We start from the raw sequence: 13,470 nt of genomic DNA on the forward strand, positions 1-13,470 counted from the left end.
AAACGGTTTGGGTCGCTATGCTTGTTCTTTGGGGGGTTGTACAGCAGGAGCATCACGGCTGAAGCCGTTTCCTACAGCCGTTTCCTACAGCCGTTTCCGGCGGCTGGTTCCCGCAGTCGTTTCCCGCAGCTGATTCCTGCAGCCGTTTCCGACGGCCGCTTCCCGGCGGCTGATTCCCGCAGCCGTTTCCTGCGGCCGTATCCGGCAGCCTATTCCTGCGCGGGTTTGGATCACCCGCGCTTCATCGAGTTGAAGAACTCGTCATTCGACTTGGTGTTCTTCATCTTGTCGAGCATGAACTCCATGGCCGCGAGTTCGTCCATCGGGTGCAGCAGTTTGCGCAGGATCCAGATCTTCTGCAGCATGTCCGGGTCGATCAACAGTTCTTCGCGACGCGTGCCGGAGCGATTGATGTCGATGGCAGGGTAGACACGCTTCTCGGCGATGCGGCGGTTGAGGTGCACTTCCATGTTGCCGGTGCCCTTGAACTCCTCGTAGATCACCTCGTCCATCTTCGAGCCGGTGTCGATGAGGGCGGTGGCGATGATCGTCAGCGAGCCGCCTTCTTCGACATTGCGGGCGGCGCCGAAGAAACGCTTCGGGCGCTGCAGGGCGTTGGCGTCGACGCCGCCGGTCAGCACCTTGCCCGAGGACGGGATCACCGTGTTGTAGGCGCGCGCGAGGCGGGTGATCGAGTCGAGCAGGATGACCACGTCCTTCTTGTGCTCGACCAGGCGCTTGGCGCGTTCGATCACCATCTCGGCGACCTGCACGTGGCGCGTGGCCGGTTCGTCGAAGGTCGAGCTGATGACCTCGGCACGCACGCCGCGCTGCATCTCGGTCACTTCCTCGGGGCGCTCGTCGATCAGCAGGATGATCAGGTGCACGTCCGGATGGTTGTGCACGATCGCCTGGGCGACGTTCTGCAGCATCATCGTCTTGCCGGCCTTCGGTTGCGAGACGATGAGGCCGCGCTGGCCGCGGCCGATCGGTGCGACCAGATCGAGGATGCGGCCGGTTATGTCTTCGGTCGAGCCATTGCCGCGCTCGAGGCGGAAGGCCTTGCGCGGGAACAGCGCCGTGAGATTCTCGAACAGCGCCTTGTTCTTCGAGGCTTCCGGCGGCTCGCCGTTGATGTGGTCGACCTTGAGCAAGGCGAAGTAGCGCTCGCCTTCCTTCGGATGGCGGATGCGGCCGGCGATGTAGTCGCCGGTGCGCAGGTTGAAGCGGCGGATCTGCGACGGCGACACGTAGATGTCGTCGGGGCCGGCGAGGTAGGACTGGTCGGGGCCACGCAGGAAACCGAAACCGTCCTGCAGGATCTCGAGCACGCCCTCGCCGTAGATGCCGCCACCGGCACGTGCATGTGCCTTGAGGATGTTGAAGATGACGTCCTGCTTGCGCGCGCGGGCGACGCCTTCCTGGATGCCGAGCTGCTCGGCCATGGCGAGCAGGTCGTAGGCGTTCTTGCGCTTGAGCTCGTTGAGGTCGATCAGCGGGCCGGTCTCGCGGCCTTCGACCCATTCCTCGTCGACCTGCGGCAGGCCGCGATGCTGCGGATTCTGGAACCGGTTTCCGCCGCCGCGGCGGTCGCGGTCACGGCGGTTGCGGCCTTGGCGCTGCTGGCCGCCATGCTGATTGTTGTTGCCCTGCTGTGGATGCTGGCGTTGCTGGCCGCCCTGGCCCTGCTCGCCGCCAGCCCCGTCACCGGCACCATCGCCGTCGCCGGCCGGGGCCATCGGTGGCGGTGGCGTGTAGTCGGTGTTCGGTGGCACGTAGTCGGCCTGTTGCTCGGCCGGGGTCGGTTGCGGCGGCGGCGCGTCTTCGCGCGGCGCATTGCGCGGGCTGCGCGGAGGACGTGCGCGCGCTTCGGTGCGCGCCGGGGGCGTGGCGCTGCCGCCACTCTCGGGATTGTCGATATCGGACACGGACGGACCTCGATGGGGTGCCGTTGGGGAGGGAAAGGAATGCGGGGGGATGTCCGCTCGCGGGAGCGGATGCGCTCCTTCGGACTGCGGCTAACTTAGCATCGGGTGACGGCAGGGCGCAATCGCCCGGAGATTTCCGGTTGACCTCGTCCGTGCAGGGGCGCTTTCACGAGGAAACTTCAATGTGCACGCGGGAGCCCCTTGCAGGAGCCCCTGCAGGTGCTCGCGCGCGCCGACACGGGTGATGATCAGATCGTGCGGTCGATCAACTGCGCAAGCTGGGACTTGCTGACCGCGCCGATCTGCGTCGCCTCGACCTTGCCATCCTTGAAGATCATCAGGGTCGGGATGCCGCGCACGTTGTAGTTGCGCGGGGTCTTCGGGTTCTGGTCGATGTTGACCTTGGCCACCTTGAGGCGGCCTTCGTAGGTCGCGGCGAGTTCGTCGAGGATCGGCGAGATCATCTTGCATGGGCCGCACCACTCGGCCCAGAAGTCCACCAGCACGGGCTGGCTGGCATGGAGCACTTCGGTGTCGAACTGGTCGTCGTTGACGTGGGCAATCTGCTGGCTCACGCGGGGTCTCCAAAGGGGAAGGGGCGGGGCCTGCCGAGCGCATGCCGGCATCATCCGCTACACTGTCAAGGTTTGATTCGATGCGGACCGGACACGGTGCAATCCCGCTCGCTGGTCCATTTCAGCCCATGTCGGCTGTCCCGCGCAAGTTGGGGGCATTCCCGCCCCGACACAAGTCCGCGGCTCCCGCAGTTCCACGAGATCGCATACGAATGCCACACCAGCAACCCCTGACCGACATCGTCTTCGAGAGTTTCGACCTGCACCCGAGCCTGCTCGCGGGCCTCACCGAGGCCGGATTCCTGCGTTGCACGCCGATCCAGTCGCTGACCCTTCCGGTCGCGCTGCAGGGCCTCGACGTCGCCGGCCAGGCGCAGACCGGCACCGGCAAGACCGCCGCCTTCCTCGTCGCCGTGCTGAACCGCCTGCTGACGAAGCCGGCCCTGGTCGAGCGCCGCACCGGTGATCCACGTGCGGTCATCCTCGCGCCGACCCGCGAGCTGGCGATCCAGATCGAGAAGGATTTCCGCAACATCGGCCGTCACACCGGACTGACCTCGGCGCTGATCTACGGCGGCGTCGACTACGACAAGCAGCGCGACATGCTCAAGGCCGGCGTCGACATCGTCATCGCCACGCCCGGTCGCCTGATCGATTACCTCAAGCAGCATGTGGTCTCGTTCCGTGGCGTCGATGCGGTCGTCCTCGACGAGGCCGACCGCATGTTCGACCTCGGCTTCATCGCCGACATCCGCTTCCTGCTGCGGCGCATGCCGCCGCGCGAGCAGCGCCAGGGCATGCTGTTCTCGGCCACCCTCAGCCTGCGCGTGCTCGAACTCGCCTACGAGCACATGAACAGCCCGCAGAAGGTCACCGCCGAGAGCGAAACGGTGACCGCCTCGCGCGTGCGCCAGGTCGTCTATTTTCCGGCCAACGAAGAGAAGATGCCGCTGCTGCTCAATCTGCTCGGCAAGCTCGAGGACCACCGCAGCATCGTCTTCATCAACACCAAGGCCATGGCTGAGCGCGTCACCCGCGCGCTCGAACGCCAGGGCTACCGCGTCGCCACGCTCTCGGGCGACGTGCCGCAGGCCAAGCGCGAGCGCCTGCTCGGCAAATTCCAGCGCGGCGAGATCGAACTGCTGGTCGCCACCGACGTCGCCGCGCGCGGCCTGCACATCCCGGCCGTCTCGCACGTATTCAACTTCGACCTGCCGCAGGATGCCGAGGACTACGTGCACCGCATCGGCCGCACCGCGCGTCTCGGCGCCGAGGGCGACGCGATCAGCTTCGCCTGCGACCGCTACGCGATCGGCCTGCCCGACATCGAGGCCTACATCGAGCAGAAGATCCCGACCGCGCCGGTGACTGCCGACCTGCTGGTCGTGCCGCCGCCGAAGCCGCGCGCAGACGGCACGGTCAGCGTCTACGACGAGGCCGAGGACGCCGCCGACGATGCGCGCAACACGGCTGGACCGCCGCCGAAATCCGGTCCGCGTCGCGGCAGTGGCGGACCGCCTTCGCGCGGAGGGCGTGGTGATTCGCGTCGTGGTGGTCCGCGCCGCGACGGCGAGCGCCGCGAAGGTCCGCGTCCACCGCGTCCGGCGGCTGCCACACCGGCCGCAGCACAATCCGTGGCGGATACGCCGGCGCCGGCATCGCCGCATCCGGCCATTGATCCCGCCACTGGTGAACCGATGAAGAAGCGCCGCCGCCGCGGTGGCCGTGGCCGGCGCAAGCACGAGGGCGGCGAAGCTCCCGCCACAGTCGCGACCAACGGCAGCGGCAACCACGAGCCCGGCGAACGCAAGCCGCGCCGTGAACGCTCGCGCGGCGAAGCGACCACGCCGCCTGCCGAATCTGCCGCACCGGCTGCGCACAAGAAGCCGGGTTTCTTTCATCGCATCGCACGCTTCTTCGGCGCACGCTGACGTCGATCAGAGGTGTTCGTAGGAGCGCACCCTGTGCGCGATTCAGGCGTTGCGGAAAAGCGATCGCGCGCAGGGTACGCTCCTACGGCGTTTCTTTCCGGTCGGATTCTTCCTGCGGCCGTTTCCTAGAGCCGCACGAGTTCAACGCGCCGATTCTTCGCCCGCCCTTCCTCGCTGTCATTCGCAGCAACCGGCTGGTCGGCGCCGGCGCCGCGCGGTTTCAGGCGCGTGGTGTCGATGCCGTGGTCGTTGGCGAGTGCGCGCACGACGCTGGCGGCGCGGCGTTGCGAGAGGTCGCGGTTGTAGGCGACGCCGCCCTGGTTGTCGGTGTGGCCGACCACGGCGAGGCGCAGGTCCGGTTGGTTGCGCAGCACCTTGGCGATTTCGGCCAGCGTCTCGCGCGAATCCTCGCGCACCACGTCCTTGTCGAAGTCGAAATGGATGCCGTACAGGCTGATGCGGCCGTCCGCGGCGATGCGCTGGCTCATCTCGTCGGCGCCGACGAAGCCGATCTTGCCGCTGTCCATCTCCTTCGTTTCGACGACGCGGATGATCGCGTGGTTGCCCATGGCGTGCTCGGCCAGCGAGATGCTCACGTAGACCGTGCCGTCGCCACCCGCGCGTCTGGCCAGCAGATGGCGCGCGTTGGTGCCGAAATGGTTGCGCACGAAGTCGCCGGAGAGCTTCGGTAGCTCGGGATTGGCATCGAGGGCGAGGGCGAACGAATAGGGGTCGGTGCGCGGCGTGCGCCCCGCAGGCGTCTCGTAGCACGAGCCGTTGCTGGTCGCGCAGGTGAACGCGATCGCGAAGCCCTTGGCTTCGAGGCTGGCCTGGTAGTTGCGCAACACCTCGAGCGAGGAGCGGCCTTCCGGCAGGCGATAGTAGAGCAGGGTGATGCGGCCTTCGACGCGCATCCAGCCGGGCGCGCCGATACCGCGGTCGCCGGTGATCGGGCCGTTCATCAGTTCGACTTCGTCGAAAGCGCTGACATGACGGCCGACGAGCTCGGAACTCTCGTAGCGGCCGACCAGCGGATGATCGCCGCCACCGGCGGCGAATGCGGTGGTTGCGGCGACGCAGACGCACAGGCCGGCGGCCAGGCGGAACAGGATCGGGTGAATGGACATGACGGGTCTCCTTGGAGCGATGGGGGATGGGGCAACAAGGGAACCTCTGCGCGAACTGCATCTTGCTCGTCATTCCGGCGAAGGCCGGAATCCAGTGCCTTTGCTTTCAAGTGAATGAAAGGCACTGGTTCCCGGCCTCCGCCGGGACGACGGGGTTGTGCAGGGTTTCCCAAGGGATACGCGGAAACCCGCCACGAGCGGACATGGGCGATCGCCCGTCAGCGCAGTTTCATGTAGGCCACGATGTCGGCCTTGTCCTGCGCGCTCAGCTCGATGCGGCTGGCCGGTTGGGTGAAACCGAAACCGGCGCGGAAGAAGCGGTCGTAGTGGTCGACGACTTCCTCGAGGGTTGCCGCGGAGTTGTCGTGGAAGTACGGCGACGTGTGACCGATGAAGCGCAGCGAGTTGATCTTGAAGATGTTGGCGCGCAGGGCCGGCGGCACGTTGCCGCAGCGTTCCGGGATGCCGACCACGACGGGGGCGAGGGCGAAGCCGATGTCGGGGCTCTCGATCGGTATCCACTGGTCGCCCGGCGCCAGCAGCAGCCGCTTCCTGACCGGCAGTCCGGCGCGGTTCTCCTCGACGCTGCCGTTGGTGAACATGCGCCAGCCGGCGCCCGGATCGAAGGGGATCTCGATGCCAGGCACGCGGATCGCCGGGAACGGCCCGGCGATGTGCTCGTTGGTCGTGTCGAGCAGCGGACCGCTGTGGCAGATCGCGCAAATGCCGTGGCCGGTCCTGAAATCGACCGGCTGGTCGACGAAGAACGCGCGCCCGCGCATTTCAGATTCGGTGGTGCCTTCCGGCAGGCCCGCATCGGGTCGTTCAAGTGGGGGTACGCGAAAAGGCGCCGCCAGCGGGCATGGCTGCCGTCAACGTTTGCCCGCCCGTGCGTCCAACTCCTTGAGCAGGGGATCCAGGGTCGGCAGATAGACCTCGCCACCCCGGCCCATGCGCTCGAACACGGCACGGGCCTCGGCCAGGTCGGCGCGGGCTTCGGCATCGCGATGTTGGGCGATGCGCAGGCGGCCACGCGCGCGCCAGGCCGTGCCGGTGGCCAGGCTGGTGTCGCCGTGATGCGCTTTCGCGATGCCAAGACCCTCCTCGGCCAGCGGCTCGGCCTCCGCCAGACGCCCGCCGCGCACATAGGTTTCGGCGAGTGCGTTTCTTATCATCACGGTGAGGCGACCGGTGTCGCCGGTGAACTCGCGGGCCATCGCATAGCCTTCCTCCAGCAGCAGGATCGAATCTGCGATTTCCTGCGCGGTTTCAAGCCTTCCACTGCCCGATGCGGCGTGCGACTTCGCCCACGGCGGTCACACGCGCCGCCTCGGCGATGGCGGCATCGCGCTGGATGCGTTCTTTCCATGCCGCGTGCAACGCGAACACGCTGGTGGCGATGAGGCCGAGTGTGAGTACGGCCGCGATGCCCACCGCCACGCGGTTGCGCCGAATGAACTTGCCGATGCGATAGCCGCGGCCGTTTCCGGAGACGCGCACCGGCGCGCCGGCCAGCCAGCGCGCGAGGTCGTCGGCGAAGGCTTCGACCGAGGCATAGCGGCGCTCCGGTTCCTTGGCCAGCGCCTTGCCGAGGATGCGCGAGAGATCGCCGCGCACGATCGTGCGGTATGCATGCATGCTGGTGCTGCGTGCGTCGAGTCGCTCGCTGGCATCCGGCTTGTCGATTTCATTGCGTGTGATCGCCTACGTCGGCGGCTCCGGCGGGTGGTCGCGCACCGTGCGCTCGGCTGCGGCGAGGTCGTGTCGGTCGAGCGTGTACGGCAGCACCCCGGTGACGAGCTCGTAGAGGATCACGCCAAGTGAATAGACATCCGCACCCACGCCGGCTGCGGTGCGTGCGAACTGCTCGGGCGCGGCGTACTCGGGCGTCAGCGCGTAGCAGGAGGCGAGCGTGGTCACGGCGCGCGTCGCATCGTCGTTGCCTTCGAGCAAACCGGCGATGCCGAAATCGAGCAGGCGCACGCTGCCGTCCGCGCCGACGAGAATGTTGCTGGGCTTGAGATCACGGTGCACGACGAGCTGCGAGTGCGCGTACTGCACGGCCGCGCAGACGTCGAGGAACAGGCGCACGCGCTCGCGCACGGCGAGGTGCTCGGCATCGCACCAGCGCGTGATCGCCTTGCCGTCGACGAATTCCAGGGCGAACCACGGGCGTCCGTCCGGCGCGACGCCGCCATCGATGAAGCGGGCGAGATTCGGGTGGTTGAGTTTGGCGAGGATGCGCCGCTCGCGCAGGAAGCGCGCCTGCACGTCGTCGAAGTCGAAGCCGCGCCGGATCAGCTTGATGGCGACAATCTGGATGAAATCGGCATCTTCGCGCTCGCCGCGATAGACCATGCCCATGCCGCCACGGCCGATGCGCTCGATGACGCGGAACGGGCCGAGGCGTTCGCCGAGCAGGGGGTCGACAGGTTCGGCAGCGGCAGCCGATTCGCGTTCCGGGCATTCGTCTTCGCTGTCGCCGACCACGATCAGCGCCTTGACGTCGCTGTAGCTGGCCGAGTTGCTCTTCGGATAGACGATGTATTCGCCCCCGACATGCGCATAGCTGCCGCCGTTGGGCCAGAGCACGCGCTGGGTGCCGGCGGCGTTGTAGCGCACCAGGCCGATGTTCCAGTAGCCGTTGGTCTGGTTCTGGTTCGGGTTCTTCACCAGGGCGGCGACGACGATGTCGCCGTTGTCCAGGCGCACGACCTTCCTGCCGGCGAAGTAGTTGTTCGAGTCGTTCGGATTCGAGTAGAACTCGTCGGTGAAGTAGTTGCCGTTGTGGAAGCCGGGATCGGGTGCGTAGGGCCAGTCGGACAGGGCGGTGATGATGGTGGGCTCCCAAGGGGAGGCCATGGGCGCGTTGCCGCCGCGGCCGTCCGGGTCGCCGAAGTCGGCCATGGCCGGCAGGCCGGTGGCGGCCAGGACGACGCTCAGCAACACCTTGGCCCGGCGAAAGAGGCCACTGCATGGGCGGAAACGTGGTTGTGCCGCGGCCGCGTCTGCCGTGGCGTGATTGATTCGATTCATGGCGCGGGTCTCCCTTCGTGGATGACGGCCGAGGGGCCGTCTCATCGGGGGATACGCGGAAACCGCCGGCCAGCAGACATGGATCGCGAAAGAATTTCGCTTGCCCCCCGGGGGTGTTTCCGGGCGCGTCGCGCCGATTTGGTACATTGCGCGGCGATCCGGCGGCGTGGGCGGCAACGTGATGGCAATCGGCGGTGCGGGCATGCAGGTGCTGCGTTCGGGGCGGAATTCCGGGCGGCTGGCGATGGTCGCCTGTGCGCTGCTCGTGCTGGTCATCGTCTGGCAGCTCGCACGCCTGGCTTGGCTGTTCGTGCCGGCCGACGATGCGAGCCTCGCCGCGCCCTTGCGTTCGGCCGGCACCGCGCCGGCGACACCGGCGGTGGCCGTGTCGAAATGGCATCTGTTCGGTGCGCCGCCGCAGCGCGCCGCCGCTGCCGGGCCGGGCGCGCCGATGACCACCCTCGCCCTGAGCCTGCGCGGCACCCTGGCCGAAAGCGATCCGCGCAGCGGGCTCGCCGTCATTGCCGGTGCCGATGGCAGCGAGCGCGCCTGGCGCGTCGGCGACGAGGTCGCGCCGGGCGTCACCCTGGAAGAAGTGCATGCCGACCGCGTGATCCTGCGCCACGGCGGCGTGCAGGAAGTGCTCGCGCTGGAACGCCACGAGGTGCCGGCCGTCGCTTCCGCGAAACCGGGGCCGGCCGGCGCGTCGCTGCGCAACACCGCGCCCGGTACCCCGGCACATGTCGCGACAGCACCGATCAGCTTCGCGCCTCCGAACATTGCGCATGGCGCGGCCGGAAACTGGCAGCAGACGATGGATCGCGCCACCGGCAGCGACATGGCCGCGCTGGCGAGGAACGTGCAGGTCACGCCGGTCATCGACAATGGCCGCATTGCCGGGGTGCGCGTGGGCGCGGCGGGTGACGGTGCCCTGCTCGGTCGCCTCGGCCTGCGCCCGAGCGACATCGTCACCGCGGTCAACGGGGTGCCGGTCGACTCGGTCGAGCGCGGCCGGCAGATCCTCGAGAGCCTCGGCAACGCCGGCGAGGTGCGCGTCACCGTGACCCGCGACGGCATGCCGACGGTGGTGAGCGTCAAGCTGCGGTGAGGCCGCGCATCGGCGCCCACATCGTCCTGCAACCCGTGATCCCGCGCACCGGCGCGCTTTGCTACGCTTGCGCGCCACCCGCCTTCCGTACCGAGTCCCGCCGATGATGCGTGCCCCGATCCGCTGCGTCCTCCTTGCCCTTGCCTGTGCCGTCGGCGCCGCCCAGGCGCAGGCACCCGCGCAGACGGCGACCGCCGATGGCCGCCATACGCTCAACCTCAAGGATGCCGACATCCAGGCGTTGATTGCCACGGTCTCGGAGATCACCGGCCGCAACTTCATCCTCGGCCCGAACGTGCAGGGCAAGGTCACGGTCATCTCGGCCAAGCCGATGCTGCCTGACGAGATCTACGACGTGTTCCTGTCGGTGCTGCGCGTGCACGGCTACGCGGCGGTCCCGCAGGGCAGCATGATCAAGATCGTGCCCGAGGCGATGGCTCAGCAGGACGGTTCCGCCGGGCTCAACGGCCAGCGCGCGCACGCGCCAGACGAACTGGTCACCCAGATCGTGCCGGTGCGTCACGTGTCGGCCAATGAACTGATCCAGATCCTGCGTCCACTGATGCCGCAGGGCAGTCAGCTCATCGCGCATGGCACCTCGAATTCGCTGGTCGTCTCCGATCGCGCCGGCAACGTCGCGCGCCTGGCGTCGATCATCCAACGCATCGACACCGCGTCCGACGCCGAGGTCGAGGTGATTCCGCTCGCGCATGCCAATGCGGCGGAACTCGCGCGCACGCTGACCGTGCTGGCCGAGGACAAGAGCGCGCCACCCGGTGAAGTGCCGCGCGTGTTCGCCGATGCGCGCACGAACTCGATCCTCGTTGCCGGTGCGAAGAATGCGCGCCTCAAGCTGCGCGCGCTGATCGCGCACCTCGACACGCCGCTGGAAAGCGGTGGAGATACCCAGGTGATCTACCTGCGCAATGCCAGCGCCAAAGACCTTGTCGGCATCCTGCAGGGCGTGGCGGCCACGCTGTCCGGCATGGCGCCGCCTACCGCCACGCCTGGCGAGGGCAGCACGGCCGCCGGTGCCTCGCCGGCGACGATCCAGGCCCACGAGCAGACCAATGCACTGGTCATCAGCGCGCCACCGGCGGTGTTCCGTTCGCTCGCCGCAGTCGTGCGCCAGCTCGACGTGCGGCGCGCCCAGGTCCTGATCGAGGCGATCATCGCCGAAGTCGCCGACACCACGGCCAGCGAGATCGGCGTGCAGTGGTTCACTGCCCCGCAGCGTGGCGACGGCTCGCTCGGCCAGGGCATCATCGGCGGCACCAGCTTCACCGGCCCGAACGGCAATTCGAGCCTGGTCGGCCTCGCCGCCAATCCGCTCGGCCTCGGCGGCCTCGGCGGGCTGTCGCTCGGTTACATCGACGGCACGATCAAGATCCCTGGCACCGACAAGGAGATCCTCAACCTCGGTGCGCTGGTGCGCGCACTGCGCGGCGACGGCAAGACCAACATCCTGTCGACGCCTTCGATCCTCACCCTCGACAACCAGGAAGCCGAGATCAAGGTCGCCCAGGAAGTGCCGTTCCTGACCGGCTCGTACACGAACACCGCGAGCACCGGGCAGAACGGCGCGGTCACCAATCCGTTCCAGACCATCGAGCGCAAGGACGTCGGCCTCGTGCTCAAGGTCACTCCGCACGTCAACGAAGGCGACGCGGTGCGCATGGAGATCCATCAGGAAGTCTCCTCGCTGGCCCCGCCGGTCAGCGGCGCGGTCGATCTGGTCACCAACAAGCGCGAACTGACCACCAGCGTGCTGGTTGCCGACAATGCGTTGCTCGTGCTCGGCGGCCTCATCGACACCAATGTTTCGGACAGCAATTCGAAGGTTCCTGGCCTCGGCAGCATCCCGCTCATCGGTAACCTGTTCCGCTACCGCTCGAACAAGAACGAGAAACGCGACCTGATGGTATTCCTGCGCCCGCAGATCCTGCGCGATGCGGCCACCGAGGCGGCGGTGTCGAGCGAGAAGTACAACTACATGCGCACCGAGCAGCTGCGCATGCGCCAGGATCCGGCGCCGCTGACGCCGCGTTCGCAGCGTCCGCTACTGCCGGAGACGCACGACTTCCTGCGCAACCCGGCACCCGGCGGCAAGCCATGAGCGCAGCGGTGCCGGCAGCCGCGCGCCCGGCGCGTCCGGGCTTCGGCTTCGCGCGTCGCCATGGCGTTACCGTCACCGGCTGGCGCGACGACGGCGTCGACATCGCGCACCGCCCCGGCGTGCGTCCCGAGATCCTCGCCGAGCTGCGGCGCCATCTCGGCGCCGACCTGCACCTGACGTCCCACGAGCCGGCCGCGTTCGAACGCCTGTTGCGCGACCTCTACGAACAGGGCGACGACGCGCGCGCGATGGTCTCCGACCTCGACGAGCGCATGGACCTGAAGGCACTCGCCGACGAACTGCCCGAGCCGGAAGACCTGCTTGAAAGCGACGACGACGCGCCGATCATCCGCCTGCTCAACGCGCTGCTGACCGAGGCGGTCAAGGAAGGCGCTTCCGACATCCACGTCGAGCCGTTCGAGAACCGCCTGGTCGTGCGCTTTCGCATCGACGGCGTGCTGCGCGAAGTGCTCAGTCCGCAGAAGGGCATCGCCAACGCCGTGGTCAGCCGCATCAAGGTCATGGCCAAGCTGGACATCGCCGAGAAGCGCCTGCCGCAAGACGGTCGTATCGGCCTGCGCATCGCCGGTCGCCCGGTCGACGTGCGCGTGTCGACGATCCCGGCCGGCCATGGCGAGCGCGTCGTGCTGCGCCTGCTCGACAAGCAGGCCGGCCGCCTCGACCTCGGCCAGCTCGGCATGGACGCGGCCACGCGTGAACGCCTCGAAGGCATGATCGAACGCCCGCACGGCATCCTGCTCGTCACCGGCCCGACCGGCTCGGGCAAGACCACCACGCTGTACGGTGCCCTGCTCAAGCTCAACGACTCCTCGCGCAACATCATGACCGTGGAGGATCCGATCGAGTACTACATCGACGGCATCGGCCAGACCCAGGTCAATGCGCGCGTCGACATGACCTTCGCGCGCGGCCTGCGTGCGATCCTGCGCCAGGATCCGGATGTGGTGATGGTCGGCGAGATCCGCGACCTCGAAACTGCCGAGATCGCCGTGCAGGCCAGTCTCACCGGCCACCTCGTACTGTCGACCCTGCACACCAACTCGGCGGTCGGCGCGGTCACGCGCCTGCGCGACATGGGGGTGGAACCGTTCCTGCTGTCGTCAAGCCTGGTCGGTGTGCTCGCCCAGCGACTGGTGCGCGCGCTGGACCCGGCCACGCGCGAGGCCTATCCAGCCACCCCGGCCGAACTCGCCGCCTTCGGCCAGCCGCCCGATACCGTCGCCACCCTGTACCGCCCGCGCGCCGACCTCGGCCGCCACGGCGGCTACAAGGGCCGCACCGGCATCTACGAATTGGTCGCCGTCGACGACGCCATGCGCCGCCTCGTCCACGAAGGGGCGTCGGAAGCCGAACTGGAGAAACACGCGCGCACGCGCTCGCCCGGCATCCTCGAAGACGGCTGGCGCAAATGCCTGGCCGGTGTCACGTCAGCCGAGGAAGTGCTGCGGGTGACGCGGGAGGAGTGAGGCAAGGTCATCAGCCTGCGCGAGGCTGTCGTGGGGCCGGCTGGCCAGCTTGGCTGGCGAAAACCGGAGATCGCGCACCGTGTGTGCCAATCGCAGGCTGCGCGAGTCGGAGCCATGCGTCCGCCGTGAATCCAGGGGCAGGTTGTCATACGCCGCCGGTGC

11 protein-coding genes are annotated in these 13,470 nt (G+C 68.0%); 4 read left to right on the forward strand and 7 right to left on the reverse strand.

Annotated elements, in window-relative coordinates; all coding sequences use genetic code 11:
- Window positions 1–230: 230 nt before the first annotated feature.
- Both rho and trxA read right to left on the reverse strand, forming a co-directional pair.
- Window positions 231–1,928, reverse strand: coding sequence for a transcription termination factor Rho (gene rho / locus KF907_RS06235; protein WP_291219080.1), 1,698 nt, complete (start codon window positions 1,926–1,928; stop codon window positions 231–233).
- Window positions 1,929–2,176: 248 nt separating this feature from the next.
- Complete coding sequence (gene trxA, locus KF907_RS06240; protein WP_291219082.1) at window positions 2,177–2,503, reverse strand: thioredoxin TrxA; 327 nt, start codon at window positions 2,501–2,503, stop codon at window positions 2,177–2,179.
- Between the two features lie 212 nt (window positions 2,504–2,715).
- Between trxA and rhlB the strand changes: the two genes are divergently transcribed.
- On the forward strand, window positions 2,716–4,434 hold the full coding sequence (rhlB, locus tag KF907_RS06245; protein WP_343214754.1) for an ATP-dependent RNA helicase RhlB: 1,719 nt from the start codon (window positions 2,716–2,718) through the stop codon (window positions 4,432–4,434).
- Window positions 4,435–4,559: 125 nt separating this feature from the next.
- On the opposite strand, the gene KF907_RS06250 is transcribed toward rhlB, so the two are convergent.
- From KF907_RS06250 to KF907_RS06270, 5 genes are all read right to left on the reverse strand, one after another.
- Window positions 4,560–5,561, reverse strand: a complete 1,002-nt coding sequence (locus KF907_RS06250; protein ID WP_291219084.1) for an OmpA family protein — start codon at window positions 5,559–5,561, stop codon at window positions 4,560–4,562.
- A gap of 218 nt (window positions 5,562–5,779) precedes the next feature.
- Complete coding sequence (locus tag KF907_RS06255; RefSeq protein ID WP_291219086.1) at window positions 5,780–6,343, reverse strand: hypothetical protein; 564 nt, start codon at window positions 6,341–6,343, stop codon at window positions 5,780–5,782.
- Between the two features lie 90 nt (window positions 6,344–6,433).
- Window positions 6,434–6,778 (reverse strand): tetratricopeptide repeat protein, encoded by a 345-nt coding sequence (locus tag KF907_RS06260; RefSeq protein WP_291219088.1) that lies wholly within the window; start codon window positions 6,776–6,778, stop codon window positions 6,434–6,436.
- 52 nt (window positions 6,779–6,830) lie between these two features.
- Window positions 6,831–7,199 carry a serine/threonine-protein kinase gene (locus tag KF907_RS06265; RefSeq protein WP_291219090.1) on the reverse strand — a complete coding sequence of 123 codons (369 nt, stop codon included), beginning with the start codon at window positions 7,197–7,199 and terminating at the stop codon, window positions 6,831–6,833.
- A 66-nt stretch (window positions 7,200–7,265) separates the two neighbouring features.
- Window positions 7,266–8,597: a serine/threonine-protein kinase gene (locus tag KF907_RS06270; protein ID WP_291219092.1), complete on the reverse strand. Its 1,332-nt coding sequence runs from the start codon at window positions 8,595–8,597 to the stop codon at window positions 7,266–7,268.
- Between the two features lie 166 nt (window positions 8,598–8,763).
- Between KF907_RS06270 and KF907_RS06275 the strand changes: the two genes are divergently transcribed.
- The 3 genes from KF907_RS06275 to gspE all read left to right on the forward strand — a co-directional run bounded on the left by KF907_RS06275 (window position 8,764) and on the right by gspE (window position 13,308).
- A complete protein-coding gene (locus KF907_RS06275) occupies window positions 8,764–9,705 on the forward strand; it encodes a type II secretion system protein N (RefSeq protein WP_291219094.1) in 942 nt (313 codons plus the stop codon).
- Window positions 9,706–9,808: 103 nt separating this feature from the next.
- Window positions 9,809–11,821 carry a type II secretion system secretin GspD gene (gspD, locus tag KF907_RS06280; protein ID WP_291219096.1) on the forward strand — a complete coding sequence of 671 codons (2,013 nt, stop codon included), beginning with the start codon at window positions 9,809–9,811 and terminating at the stop codon, window positions 11,819–11,821.
- Window positions 11,818–13,308 carry a type II secretion system ATPase GspE gene (gene gspE / locus KF907_RS06285; RefSeq protein WP_291219097.1) on the forward strand — a complete coding sequence of 497 codons (1,491 nt, stop codon included), beginning with the start codon at window positions 11,818–11,820 and terminating at the stop codon, window positions 13,306–13,308. The genes gspD and gspE overlap by 4 nt, the downstream gene beginning before the upstream one ends.
- Window positions 13,309–13,470 lie beyond the last annotated feature (162 nt).

Source organism: Dokdonella sp., assembly GCF_019634775.1.
Taxonomy (GTDB): Bacteria; Pseudomonadota; Gammaproteobacteria; order Xanthomonadales; family Rhodanobacteraceae; genus Dokdonella.

What these genes read in the sequence shown, in the direction of transcription:
- KF907_RS06250 (WP_291219084.1), bottom strand. Translation starts at nt 5,561, where the DNA reads ATGTCCATTCACCCGATCCTGTTCCGCCTGGCCGCCGGCCTGTGCGTC.
- KF907_RS06265 (WP_291219090.1), bottom strand. Translation starts at nt 7,199, where the DNA reads ATGCATGCATACCGCACGATCGTGCGCGGCGATCTCTCGCGCATCCTC.
- gspD (WP_291219096.1), top strand. Translation starts at nt 9,809, where the DNA reads ATGATGCGTGCCCCGATCCGCTGCGTCCTCCTTGCCCTTGCCTGTGCC.
- KF907_RS06270 (WP_291219092.1), bottom strand. Translation starts at nt 8,597, where the DNA reads ATGAATCGAATCAATCACGCCACGGCAGACGCGGCCGCGGCACAACCA.
- KF907_RS06260 (WP_291219088.1), bottom strand. Translation starts at nt 6,778, where the DNA reads ATGGCCCGCGAGTTCACCGGCGACACCGGTCGCCTCACCGTGATGATA.
- KF907_RS06255 (WP_291219086.1), bottom strand. Translation starts at nt 6,343, where the DNA reads ATGCGCGGGCGCGCGTTCTTCGTCGACCAGCCGGTCGATTTCAGGACC.
- gspE (WP_291219097.1), top strand. Translation starts at nt 11,818, where the DNA reads ATGAGCGCAGCGGTGCCGGCAGCCGCGCGCCCGGCGCGTCCGGGCTTC.
- rhlB (WP_343214754.1), top strand. Translation starts at nt 2,716, where the DNA reads ATGCCACACCAGCAACCCCTGACCGACATCGTCTTCGAGAGTTTCGAC.